Below are 11,101 nucleotides of genomic sequence, written 5' to 3' on the forward strand. Positions count from 1 at the left end.
TGTACAACGTACACTTGGTTTATCTCGTACACAGTTACAGCCATGGGGGTGAGGGCGTGGGACACGCGGTGCTCGCGGAAGGCCTGCGGAAGACCTACGACGGGAAGGCGGCGCTGGACGGGTTCGACCTGGCGGTGCCGGCGGGAACGGTGTGCGGGCTGCTCGGCCCGAACGGCGCGGGCAAGACGACGGCGGTGCGGATCCTGGCCACGTTGCTGCGCCTGGACGGCGGCCGGGCCGAGGTGGCGGGCTTCGACGTCGCCGGGGAGGCGCCGCAGGTGCGGCGGCACGTGGCGTTGAACGGCCAGCAGTCCACCGTGGACGACGTGCTGACCGGCCGGGAGAACCTGGTCATGTGGGGACGGCTCTACCACCTGACCCGCAGGCAGGCCGAGGCACGCGCGGCCGAGCTGCTGGAGCAGTTCGGGCTCACCGGCGCGGCCGACCAGCGCGTCAAGGCGTACTCGGGCGGCATGCGACGGCGCCTGGACCTGGCGTCGAGCTTCATCACGCGGCCGTCGGTGCTGTTCCTGGACGAGCCGACGACCGGCCTGGACCCGCGCAACCGCGGCGAGGTCTGGCGGGAGGTGAAGCGGGTCGTCGCCGAGGGGACGACGGTGCTGCTGACCACGCAGTACCTGGACGAGGCCGACCAGCTCGCCGACCAGGTCGTGGTGCTGGACAGCGGCAGGGTCGCCGCGCAGGGCACGCCGGACCAGCTCAAGTCGCGGCTCGGCGGCGACCGGATCGAGGTCGTGGTCCGCACGGCACAGGACCTGCCGGTCGTGGCCGGGGTGCTCGGGCCGGACGCCGAGGTGGATCACGACGCGTTCCGGGTGAGCGCGGCCGTGGCCGACCGGGTGGCGGCGCTGACGCGGGTCACGTCGGCGCTGGCGGCACACGGCGTCGAAGCGGAGGACATCGCGCTGCGGCGGCCGACGCTGGACGAGGTCTTCCTGGCCATCACGGGACACAAGGCGGGGGCGCGGGCGTGAACGCGGTGCGGTACGCGGCGGTCGACTCGTGGGTGGTCGCCAGGCGGGACCTGGTCCACTGGGTGCGCGAGCCGGTCAGGGTGGTCGCGAACCTGGCCTACCCGGTCATCTCGGTGCTGATCTTCGGGCTGGTGTTCGGCAGCGCCATGACCGTGTTCGGCGGCGGTGACTACGTCGAGTTCCTGCTGCCGGGCATGTTCGGCCAGACCGTCGCGTTCGGCGTCGGCACCACGATCATGATGGTGTCGATGGACGCCGACCGGGGCGTCACGGACCGGTTCCGCGCCTCGCCGATGTCGCAGACCGGCGTGGTGGCCGGGCGCAGCATCGCCGACCTGGTCAACTCCTCGCTGGAGCTGCTGGTGCTGGCGCTGTGCGGGCTGGTGCTCGGCTGGTCGTTCCACGGCGGGCTGCTCAACGCGCTGCTCGCGTTCGCGCTGTTGCTGTGGCTGCGGTTCGCGCTGGTGTGGGTCGGCATCTACCTCGGGTTGCTGGTAAAGCCGGAGGCGGCGCAGGCGTCGTGGATGTTCCTGTTCCCGCTGACGATGTTCGCGAACACGTTCGTCTCGCCGGAGCTGATGCCGGGGTGGCTGCGGGTGGTCGCGGAGTGGAACCCGCTGTCGTCCACGGTCGCCGCGGCGCGCGAGCTGTTCGGCAACCCCGGTGTCGGTGGCGACTCGTGGGCCGCGCAGCACCCGGTGCTACTGGCGGTGCTGTGGCCCGCGGTGTTCGTGGCGGTCTTCTGGCCGCTGTCGGTGCTGAAGTACCGGAACCTCAGCCGCTAGGGCGGCCCGGTAGCCGGTCCGGAACTGCTCGGCGAGCCAGTGCGCGAGCAGCCGCCGCCAGTTCCGGACCCTGGCCAGCTGCTCCGGCCGCAGCGCCGGGTCGTCCTCCCACTCCTGCCAGTCCTCGCCCGCGAGCCAGGCGATGCAGCCGGCGACGCGGTGGACCCGCAGCAGCGCCGGGTCGGGCCTGTGGCCGTAGCCGGTCCAGAACGCCTGCGGCAGCGTGGTTCCGTGCAGGTGGAGGTGTTCCTCGAACGCGGCGAGCTCGTCGAGCGGGTTGCCCTGGCCGGGGTTGTCCCAGTCGATCAGGGTGGCGTGCCCGTCGCCGACGATGATGTTGTGGAGGTTCACGTCGTTGTGCAGCAGGCCGACGGCGTGCACCTTCGCGAACGCGGCACCGACGCGTTCCCACACCTCGTCGGACACCGGCAGCGCCTCGGCGAGCGTCCGTCCCTCGACGTACTCGACCAGCACGTCACCGCGGCCGTTGTGCGCCAGCACCTCCGGTGCGCCGGGCACGACGAACTTCGGCAGGTCCCGCGCGACCTTGGGCTGCCGCAGCACGGCTTTGCGCCCGTCGGCCAGCGTCACGAGGTGCAGGACGTTGGTCAGCCCCTCGCCCGTCATGGGTTCGACGCGGACGGCGGTCTCCAGCAAGCGGAACAACACCCACCTCCAGCGTGGTACCGCGGCCGGCTGCGCGCGGTGCCCGCGTCAAGGACAACGGCCGCGGCTCCGCGGCGGTTCGACACCCCGGCCGTGAGCGGCGCGCGCCTGGGTGCGCGCCGCTCGGCTCACCGTCCTAGCCGGCCCAGAGGTCGCACCGGTGATCGGCCGGTGCGACCGGTCCGGTGGCGAACACCCGGACGTCCCGGCGGTCCCAGCCGGGCTGCCCGGTCGACGCGAACCGGCTCCACACCCGGACCATCTCGTCGCTGAGCCGCTGCTGCGGCGCGCTCAGCTCGACGGTGCCGTAGCGCAGCAGGAACGGCAGCTCGGAGCCGTGGTAGGCGCCGTAGGCGAACTCGGGCAGGCCGGGGAAGATCATCGGGGGCCGTGGTTCCGCGAACTCGTAGCCGAACGCCCCGGTCTGCGCGCGCAGCTCGTCCGTCGTGCACGACGACGTCATCGCGGTGAGCGCGGCGGACAGCGGCACCCGTTCGTCACCACCGGTGGGCGGGTACGCGGCGAGGATCCGCTGTGCCTTGGCCGCGCCGAACCCGGCGGTGAGCGCCTGTTCGTACGCCACGGCGTCCAGCGGCGGGTAGTACATCGCCACGAACACGGTCAGCTCGTCGCGCGTGGTGCCCGTGAGCACCGGGACGCGGTGGAAGTCGCCCTGCCGGAGCGCGGTGACCGGGTTGCGCGGCAACGCCTCCGTGCCGTAGGCGGGCGACGAGAACAACGGTGTCAGCTTCTTGACCTCCGCCGTCGGGAGGCCGCGCAGGCACGCGATGTCCGCGCACCCGTGCGGTGCCGTCCGGCCCGCCTCCTCGACCTGCTCGCGCGGCACCCAGGTGTGCTGGACCCGGTTCTCGCCGGCGGGAAGACCGAGCTGGCACGGTCCACTCTGGATGATCGCGCGGTGGAACAGGCCCTTGGTCCTGGGCGTGGTCAGCTGGGCACACGCCGACAGCCCGCCCGCCGACGCACCGAACAGCGTGACGTTGCGCGGGTCGCCACCGAACCGCCGGATGTTGCGCCGCACCCAGCCCAGCGCGGCCTGCTGGTCCGCCAGCCCGAACGCGCCGGAACCCGCGAGCCCCGGATACCCGAAGTACCCGAACGCGCCGAGCCGGTAGTTGACGGTGACCACGACGTTCCCGTTGCGCACCAACCGGTCGGTGCCGTAGTCGGACCCGGCGCCGCTGGCGAAGCCGCCGCCGTGCAGCCAGACCAGAACCGGCCGGTTGCCTGGCATCTTCGGCGTGGAGACGTTGAGGTACAGGCAGTCCTCGGTGTCACTGGCCGGACTGCCGAGCCCTGCGTCCTGCGCGCACCGGGGAGCGGGCCCGGTGGCGTCGCGGACGCCGCGCCACGGCGTGACCGGCTGCGGATCGCGCCACCGGTTGGCGCCGACGGGCGGCGCGGCGAAGGGGATGCCCTGGAAGGAGCCGTGGGTGCCCGACACGAGACCGGTGTCGGTGCGGATGACGTCGCCCGCGGCGTGTGCCGGGGCCGTGAGTGTGGTTGCGGCGAGCACGGCCGCGATGAAGGTTGTGGTTGAACGCATGTCAGGACCAACCTAGCCACGGGCGCAACCCCGTTTCAGGCCACCACGTCCGGGCGGCACACTGGTCCCGTGGAGCTCGGCGTGTTCACCCCAGGCGACCTCGACCCGTGCGCGATGGCCGACCTCGCCGTCGCCGCGGAGCAGGCCGGCCTCGACGTCTTCGCCGTCGGCGAGCACCACAACCCGCCGTACAACTCGTCCTCCCCCGCCACCCTGCTCGCCCACGTCGCGGCGCGGACCACCCGCCTGCAGCTGTCCACCGCCACCACGCTGATCACCACGAACGACCCGCGCCGCCTGCGGGCCGAGTACGCCACCCTGCACCACCTGGCACGCGGACGCACGGACCTGGTGCTGGGCCGCGGCAACACCGCCAGGGTGTTCGGCTGGTTCGGCCGGGAGATCGAGGACGGCCTGCGGCTGACCCTCGACCACTACGCGGTCCTCACCGACGGCTGGCCGGACCGCCCCTACCTCTGGCACGCCTGCGCCCACTCCCCCGAGATCGCCGACCTGGCCGCGGCCAACGACGACGGGCTGTTCGTGTTCGGGACCAGGAGCGACCACGTCGCCCGCTACCGCGACCAGACGGACCACCCGCGGCTCGGCGTCCTCGCCGCCGGCCTCGACGAGGGCCTGGAGCTCGCCCCGGACCGCCTGCTCGTCCACGTCAGGACCACGGCCGACGTCGAACGGCTCGGCCGCCTGCGGTGAGCCCGTTGGACGGCACCGGTCACCTCCGCACGGCGATCACCACCGCGACCACCAGGACGAGCACCCCGACCGCCACCGCCGAGCCCAGCACCCACGCCGCGTACACCGCGTACGCGACGAACTCGGAGCCGATCGCGGCCACCGAGGTCACGGTGGCCCGCGCGTCGGTGTCGATCCGGTGCTGCAGCTCGGTTTCCACATGCACCAGCACGAACCGGTACAGCCCGTAGAACAGTCCCAGCAGGACGATCGCCGCCGGCACCGCGAGCACCGCCGCGAGCACCAGCACCGCACCCGCCGCGAGCAACACCCAGCCACGCCACGGCAACCGCCCGGCCAGCGCCGCACCGGCCGCGCCCAGCAGCGGCACACCGATCGTGGCGAGCGGCACCCACACCGTGGGCACGTGCCAGTCCCGGGCCAGGAGCGTGAAGTACTCCTCGAACGCGTCCAGCGCGTACACCAGTGCCACCGCGATGACGGCGCGTCTGATGGGCACCGCCTCGCGCAGACCGGTCCGCAGGGTCGCCAGATAACCGTCCTCACCGGACGACGGGTCGCGCTCGGGTTCCGGGAACCGCAACGCGATCACCGACGACAGCAGGCACATCGCCACGCTGACCCAGCCGGCCAGCCGGTAGCCGCCGCAGGAGAACAGCACGGTCGCCACCACGGCGACCGGCACCTGGGCGATCAGCTCGATGGTGTCGACGCGGGCGTTCAACCGGCCGTAGGAGGCCTCGTCCCCGTTCGCCGCCAGGCCGTCGTAGAGCAACGCCTCGAACGCACCGGAGGTCAGCGTTCCGCCGAGGCCCCACAGCACGAACCCGGCCGCGAAGCCCCAGAACGACGGGAACAGCACCCAGGTCGCGTACCCGCAGGCCTGCAGCACCCCCGCGACGACCAGCGAGCCGCGCCGGGAGAACCGGTCGGCGATAGCACCGGACGGCACCTCGAAGAGCACGGCGGTGGTCGACCAGATGGCGAGCAGCACCGAGATCCGGGTGTCCGACAGCCCGCTGTCGGCGAAGAGCAACGCGTACAGCGCGTAGATCGGGACGAGGTGCGAACACCACGCCCACGCCGTCGCGGTTCTGGTCAGCTCAGTTGAAGATCAATGTCGTCGTCGCATGGCACAAGACTAAGCCGTCAGCGCCATCGATTAAATGGCGCTGACGGCTCGTAGCCGATCAGAAACCGGCTGTGATCTTCGTGAACGCCCAGTCGGACTGCGGGACGCCGGAGCAGTTCTCCGCCACCTGGCCGTCGCAGCCGCCGCGGTCGCGGTTGACCGACCAGAACGCGAGGCGTGCCAGGCCGTTCGCCTTGGCCCAGTCGCGGATCGCGGCCCAGTCGTCGACCGTGGTGACCTCGCGCTGGTCGGACAGGCCGTTCATGCCGGAGATGCCGACGTGCTTGAACGCCTCGGCGTCACTCCAGCCGAAGGTCGACTTCAGCTTGTTCTTCAGCCCGGTGGCCGCGCCGATGGTGTCGGTGCGGACGTTCGAGCTGCCGAAGTCGAACGGCATGATCGTGAACACGTCGATGTTCGCGTTCAGCGCCTTGGCCTGGTCGATCAGGCGAGCGCCGTAGGAGTTCGGCCCGGTGGTCGTGGTGCCGAACGTGACGATCGTCTGGATGCCCGGGTTGTTCTGCTTGACGATCTTCAGCGCGGTCAGGATCCGGTCCTGGACCACGGTGTTCTCGAACTCGTCGGAGTTCTCGATGTCGATGTCGATCGCCTTGAGCTTGTAGGCGTTGATCACCTGCTGGTAGGCGCCGGCCAGTGCCTCCGGCGTCGAGCAGTTCGGGCCCAGCTTGTTGCCGCTCCAGCCGCCGAACGACGGCACGACGTCACCGCCGGCCGCGCGGACGGAGTTGATCAGCTGCTGGTCCGCGCCACCGGTCAGCGGGCGCTGACCGTCCCACGCCGGGTTGCACCCGCCGCTGGACAGGACGAACGCCAGCGTGAACCACTTGACCCCGGTCGCGCTCATGACCTGCGTAGCGCTCGGCGGGTTGCCCCAGCCCAGGTACAGGTAGGGCGCGCCGCGACCGGTGCCGGGCAGCGGCGGGTTCGACGTGGTGGTGGTCGTGGTGGTGGTCGTCGTCGTGGTCGTGGTCGTGGTCGTCGTGCCGCCGCCGCCATCGCAGGCCGCACCGTTGATCTTGCAGTTGCTCGGGCTGCCACCCGAACCGCGGACGGTGAAGCCGAAGCTGGTCGACCCGCCGACGCCGACGTTGCCGTTCCAGGTGTTCTTCACCGTGACGTTCTGGCCGCTCGCGGTGTACGTGCCGTCCCACAGCGACGCGATCGACTGCCCGCTCGGCAGCGTGAACTCGACGGTCCACGACGTGAGCGCGGACGAGCCGCCGTTGCCGATCGTGTACTTGGCCTCGTAACCGCTGCCCCAGTCCGACGTCTTGGTGAACGCGGCCGTCACGCCCGTCGCACCGCTCGCGGGAGCGGCGAGCACGCCTCCGACCACGGCGGCCACCGCCACTCCGATGGTCAGGAACTGCCAGCGAAACCTCTTCATGGTGCTCCTTCACGTGCAGGGGTACGTGATGCCAAGGACGTTAACTGGTCTGGACCATTGGTTCAAGGGTGCGAATGCGAGCCCGTGAGAACGTTCGCCTACCTTGCAAGGCGATGAGAGCTGAAGAGATCGCCCGCCACATGGCCACCTGGACCGTCAGTCCGGACATCCAGGTCGTTCAAACCCGATACCGGCAGGAACTGGCACAGATCTGGCAGGTGCCGCCGGGCAGCAGGGTGCTGGAGGTCGGTTGCGGCCAGGGCGACATGACCGCCGTGCTCGCCGATCTCGTCGGTCCGAACGGGACGGTCGTGGGCACGGACGTCGCACCGCCCGAGTACGGCGCACCGGTCACCGTGGGTCAGTCCGCGCGGCACCTGCTCGACGGGCCGCTCGGCGCGCGGATCGACCTGCGGTACGGGACCGACGTGCTCACCGACGACGTCGGAACCGGGTACGACCTCGTCGTGCTCGCCCACTGCTCCTGGTACTTCGCCTCCGCCGACCGGCTCGAACGGACGTTGCGCAGGGCCCGCGAGCTGGCCGGGCGGCTGTGCTTCGCCGAGTGGGACCCGCAGCCCGCCGCGGTGAGCCAGCTGCCGCACCTGCTGGCCGTGCTCGCGCAGGACCGGATCGGCGGCGACACGGACGTCAACGTGCGCGCGCCGCTCACCCGCGCGACTCTGCTGGACGCGGTGCGGCGCACCGGCTGGGAGGTCGAGCGGGTGACCGATGTGGACACCCGCACGTTGCAGGACGCCGACTGGGAGGTCGCGATCGCGCTGCGCGAGGCGCCGGACGGCCTGGCCAGGGAGCTGCTCCGGCAGACCGCGGCCGAGCGCGGCAACGTGCCGTTGCCCGCTTACGCACTCACAGCACGCTAGTGCGCTCCAGGTCGGAGTCCCGGTCGTCGAGGAGGTGGCGCAACGCCAGCGTGGCCTGGCGTTGTTCCTCCACGAGCTTGGAGAGCCACGAGCCGAAGTAGAGGAACCCGCCCACGCCGATCAGGCCGAGGCCGAGCACGCCGCCGGACACCACGTACGGCATCTGCTCCCACACGTACCCGGTGTGCGCTACTCCCCACCAGGCGAAGAGGATCGCGGCGATCCCGGCGGTCATCAGCATCGTGCCGACGAGGCCCAGGCCGTTGCGCATCCGGGAGCGGCGCCGGTCTTGGATGGTCATGTCTCACCCGTTGCGCAGGTCGGGGACACCGGTGGGGTGTCCGGAGGGGCAGGGGGCGCCGCCGAGCAGGAAGGCGCCGAACGACCGCATGCCGAACGCCCCGGCCGCGGCGACGCCGAGGCCGGTGAGGACGAGCAGCGCCGGCACGCCGGGGAAGTCGAGCAGTGAGCCGGGCCGTGACCGGGCCACGTGCGCGACCGGCGGGGCGACACCGGGCGGGTTGATCCCGGCGGCCGGTGGCGTTCCCGGCAGTGCCGGCGGTGCGCCGAGCACGGGCGGGGACAGCGGAGGTGCCTGGGGCGCCGGGACGTCGGGCGGGGACAGCGGCGCGGCCACGGCGGCGTTCGCGACCGCCTCGGTGTCACCGACGACGACCTCCATCTTGTCCAGCGGGTTGAGCAACGGCGCGAGCTCCTTGGGCAGCAACGGCGCGACGATGCCGTCGAGGATCCCGCCGAGACCGAGCCTGGCCCGCAACGCCTTCACGTCGACGGTCAGCGCGAGCCCGCGTGACCTCGCCGTGGCCGAGGCGCCCTCGAACCTCGTCGTCGCCTCCGGCCAGGTGAGCGTGACCCCCAACGGTTCCAGCGCCTTCAGCAGCCCGTCCGGCGGGGCAGCGGGTGCCTTGACCGGGAACCGCTGGCCCAGCACGGTGATCGCGGCGATCGAGAACGCGCTGGTGCCGCTGCCCTTGCCGCCGTCGCTGACCGCCACCGACTCGAACCGCACCCCGGACAGCACGACCAGCCCGGACAGCACCGTGATCGTCTGCGCGGACGTGACCGCCGTGGAACGGGCCTCGGTGGCCGTGACCGCGCTCGTGCTGGTCGACGCGAGCCCTTCGGCCGTGAGCACGAACGGCACCTCCTGGCGTGCACCGGCGAACGCCTCCGCTTTCGCCGCACCCGCCTGCGCCCGCATGCCGGACTTCGACTCGTCGGCGGGACCACCGGGGTGTGCCGCGTTGGCCTGCACCGGGTAGGCGAAGCCCAGCAGCTGCGGCAGCCCGGTGCCGACGGCGGCGCCCGGCCACAGCGAGCTGGCCAGCGACCGGCCGATCGGCCCGGAGCCCAGCTCGGTCTGCGTGTAGGAGAGGTGGACCTCGCCCTGCGGTTCGGCCGGCACCGGCAGCAGGGTGGTGTGCAGCAGCACCGACACCGGTGTCGCCCTGGACGACAGCGTGAACCCGCCGAGGTCGGCCGCCCCGGCCGGTGCCGGGAACAGCAGGAGCAGCAGCACGACGACCGCGCACCTCATGACGTCCCTCCGAAGTAGACGGTGGCCAGGTCGCCCTCGGCCATCTCGCCGTGCGCCATCACCACGACCTGGTCGGCCACGGCGGACGCGGTCTCGGCGAACTGCTCGACCACCAGCATCGTCACGCCCGTCCCGGCCAGCTCGCGGACCACCTCGTACAGCTCGGTCACGACCACCGGCGCGAGCCCCATCGACAGCTCGTCGACCACCAGCACCGCCGGGTCGGTGAGCAGGGCGCGGGAGAACGCGAGCATCTGCTGCTCCCCACCGGACATCGACCCCGCGAGCTGCTTGCGCCGGACCTTGAGCTTCGGGAACCGCTCGTAGACGACCTCGGCGTCCCCGCGCATCAGCCGCAGGTTCTCCGCGACGGTCAGGTTCGGGAAGATCGCCCGTCCTTCCGGGATCGTGCACAGCCCCGCCCGCGCCAGCTCGTCCGGGGCGGCGTCGTTGACGTGCACGCCGTTCAGGTGGACGTGCCCCCGCGTCGCCCTGATCTGTCCACTGAGGACTTTGACCAGCGTGGACTTGCCGGCGCCGTTGGGCCCGAGCAACGCCGTGACGCTGCCGCGCGGCACGCTCAGCGACACCCCGCGCAGCACCTCGATCCGCCCGTACCCGGCGTGCACCCCGGTCAGCTCGATCATGTTCGGCTCGCTCATCCGAGGTACGCCTCCCGGACCCCGGCGTGCGCGCGGACCTCGTCCGGCGTGCCGCTGGTCAGCAACCGCCCCAGGTTCAGCACGTGCACGCGGTCGCAGTACCCCATGACGAGGTCCATGTCGTGCTCGACCAGCACGACCGCCCGCCCCTCCGCCGACAGCTCGCGCAACAGCTCACCGAACGCGTCGGTCTCCTGCCGGTCCAGCCCCGACGACGGCTCGTCGAGCAGCAGCAGGTGCGGGTCCGTGGCCAGCGCCCGCGCCAGCTCCAGCAACCGCGCGGCCCCGGTCGGCACGGTGTCGGCCTGGTTGCCCGCCCACCCCGCGATCCCCACCCGCCGCAGCAGCTCGTCGGCAAGCCTCGGCGACCGCCGCCGGCTCTCCAACGCCACCACGACGTTCTCCCAGACCGTCAACGACCCGAACACCTCGAGCCGCTGGAACGTCCGCGCCACCCCCAGCCTGGACCGCTGGTGCGGCCCCTTGGCCGTGACGTCGGCCCCGTCCAGCACCACCCGCCCCGCCGACGGCCTGCGCAACCCGCTGACGACGTCGAACAACGTCGTCTTGCCCGCACCGTTGGGCCCGATCAGCCCGGTGACGCCCGGCTCGACGTCGAGCGTGACCCCGTCGACCGCGGTCACCTCGCCGAACCGCACCGTCACACCGTCAACCCGCAACACGCTCACGCACACCACCCGGCCCACATCCGTCCACGCCAACCACCGCC

12 protein-coding genes are annotated in these 11,101 nt (G+C 71.8%); 4 read left to right on the plus strand and 8 right to left on the minus strand.

From position 1 onward, the window contains the following. Nucleotides 1-56 precede the first annotated feature (56 nt). A complete protein-coding gene (locus tag ADL03_RS05530; RefSeq protein WP_053732267.1) occupies nucleotides 57-995 on the plus strand; it encodes an ATP-binding cassette domain-containing protein in 939 nt (312 codons plus the stop codon). Continuing rightward, on the plus strand, nucleotides 992-1,780 hold the full coding sequence (locus tag ADL03_RS05535) for an ABC transporter permease (RefSeq protein WP_053732268.1): 789 nt from the start codon (nucleotides 992-994) through the stop codon (nucleotides 1,778-1,780). The genes ADL03_RS05530 and ADL03_RS05535 overlap by 4 nt, the downstream gene beginning before the upstream one ends. Here ADL03_RS05535 and ADL03_RS05540 read toward each other — a convergent pair. Together ADL03_RS05540 and ADL03_RS05545 are read right to left on the minus strand one after the other, a co-directional pair. Next, the gene (locus tag ADL03_RS05540) at nucleotides 1,697-2,449 is read right to left on the minus strand and encodes a lipopolysaccharide kinase InaA family protein (RefSeq protein ID WP_053732269.1); all 753 of its coding nucleotides are present in this window, start codon (nucleotides 2,447-2,449) and stop codon (nucleotides 1,697-1,699) included. The two genes, ADL03_RS05535 and ADL03_RS05540, sit on opposite strands and share 84 nt — an antisense overlap. A 133-nt stretch (nucleotides 2,450-2,582) precedes the next feature. After that, nucleotides 2,583-4,013, minus strand: coding sequence for a carboxylesterase/lipase family protein (locus ADL03_RS05545; RefSeq protein WP_053732270.1), 1,431 nt, complete (start codon nucleotides 4,011-4,013; stop codon nucleotides 2,583-2,585). 69 nt (nucleotides 4,014-4,082) lie between these two features. Between ADL03_RS05545 and ADL03_RS05550 the strand changes: the two genes are divergently transcribed. Further along, nucleotides 4,083-4,727, plus strand: coding sequence for an LLM class flavin-dependent oxidoreductase (locus ADL03_RS05550; RefSeq protein ID WP_053732271.1), 645 nt, complete (start codon nucleotides 4,083-4,085; stop codon nucleotides 4,725-4,727). 19 nt (nucleotides 4,728-4,746) lie between these two features. Here the strand turns inward: ADL03_RS05550 and ADL03_RS05555 are convergent, their stop codons facing one another. Both ADL03_RS05555 and ADL03_RS05560 read right to left on the minus strand, forming a co-directional pair. Then, nucleotides 4,747-5,763: an MFS transporter gene (locus ADL03_RS05555; RefSeq protein WP_197288110.1), complete on the minus strand. Its 1,017-nt coding sequence runs from the start codon at nucleotides 5,761-5,763 to the stop codon at nucleotides 4,747-4,749. 154 nt (nucleotides 5,764-5,917) lie between these two features. Then, complete coding sequence (locus ADL03_RS05560; RefSeq protein ID WP_053732273.1) at nucleotides 5,918-7,267, minus strand: cellulose binding domain-containing protein; 1,350 nt, start codon at nucleotides 7,265-7,267, stop codon at nucleotides 5,918-5,920. 113 nt (nucleotides 7,268-7,380) lie between these two features. Here ADL03_RS05560 and ADL03_RS05565 point away from each other — a divergent pair, with 113 nt between their 5' ends. Continuing rightward, nucleotides 7,381-8,151 (plus strand): class I SAM-dependent methyltransferase, encoded by a 771-nt coding sequence (locus ADL03_RS05565; protein WP_053732274.1) that lies wholly within the window; start codon nucleotides 7,381-7,383, stop codon nucleotides 8,149-8,151. Here the strand turns inward: ADL03_RS05565 and ADL03_RS05570 are convergent. Genes ADL03_RS05570 through ADL03_RS05585 form a run of 4 tightly spaced genes read right to left on the minus strand, consistent with a single transcriptional unit; the run spans nucleotide 8,138 to nucleotide 11,093 of the window. Next, the gene (locus ADL03_RS05570) at nucleotides 8,138-8,452 is read right to left on the minus strand and encodes a hypothetical protein (protein ID WP_157528024.1); all 315 of its coding nucleotides are present in this window, start codon (nucleotides 8,450-8,452) and stop codon (nucleotides 8,138-8,140) included. The two genes, ADL03_RS05565 and ADL03_RS05570, sit on opposite strands and share 14 nt — an antisense overlap. A gap of 3 nt (nucleotides 8,453-8,455) precedes the next feature. Continuing rightward, nucleotides 8,456-9,709, minus strand: a complete 1,254-nt coding sequence (locus ADL03_RS05575; protein WP_053732276.1) for a choice-of-anchor P family protein — start codon at nucleotides 9,707-9,709, stop codon at nucleotides 8,456-8,458. Continuing rightward, nucleotides 9,706-10,371: an ABC transporter ATP-binding protein gene (locus tag ADL03_RS05580; RefSeq protein ID WP_053732277.1), complete on the minus strand. Its 666-nt coding sequence runs from the start codon at nucleotides 10,369-10,371 to the stop codon at nucleotides 9,706-9,708. Before ADL03_RS05580 ends, ADL03_RS05575 begins: the two co-directional genes overlap by 4 nt. Further along, a complete protein-coding gene (locus ADL03_RS05585; RefSeq protein WP_369808940.1) occupies nucleotides 10,368-11,093 on the minus strand; it encodes an ABC transporter ATP-binding protein in 726 nt (241 codons plus the stop codon). Before ADL03_RS05585 ends, ADL03_RS05580 begins: the two co-directional genes overlap by 4 nt. Between the last annotated feature and the right edge of the window lie 8 nt (nucleotides 11,094-11,101).

The sequence above is a fragment of the Nocardia sp. NRRL S-836 genome (assembly GCF_001279525.1).
Lineage (GTDB): Bacteria > Actinomycetota > Actinomycetes > Mycobacteriales > Pseudonocardiaceae > Lentzea.

Bases quoted from the DNA above. Each gene is read 5' to 3' on its own strand.
- ADL03_RS05545 (WP_053732270.1), bottom strand. From the start codon at position 4,013: ATGCGTTCAACCACAACCTTCATCGCGGCCGTGCTCGCCGCAACCACA.
- ADL03_RS05560 (WP_053732273.1), bottom strand. From the start codon at position 7,267: ATGAAGAGGTTTCGCTGGCAGTTCCTGACCATCGGAGTGGCGGTGGCC.
- ADL03_RS05565 (WP_053732274.1), top strand. From the start codon at position 7,381: ATGAGAGCTGAAGAGATCGCCCGCCACATGGCCACCTGGACCGTCAGT.
- ADL03_RS05570 (WP_157528024.1), bottom strand. From the start codon at position 8,452: ATGACCATCCAAGACCGGCGCCGCTCCCGGATGCGCAACGGCCTGGGC.
- ADL03_RS05575 (WP_053732276.1), bottom strand. From the start codon at position 9,709: ATGAGGTGCGCGGTCGTCGTGCTGCTGCTCCTGCTGTTCCCGGCACCG.
- ADL03_RS05580 (WP_053732277.1), bottom strand. From the start codon at position 10,371: ATGAGCGAGCCGAACATGATCGAGCTGACCGGGGTGCACGCCGGGTAC.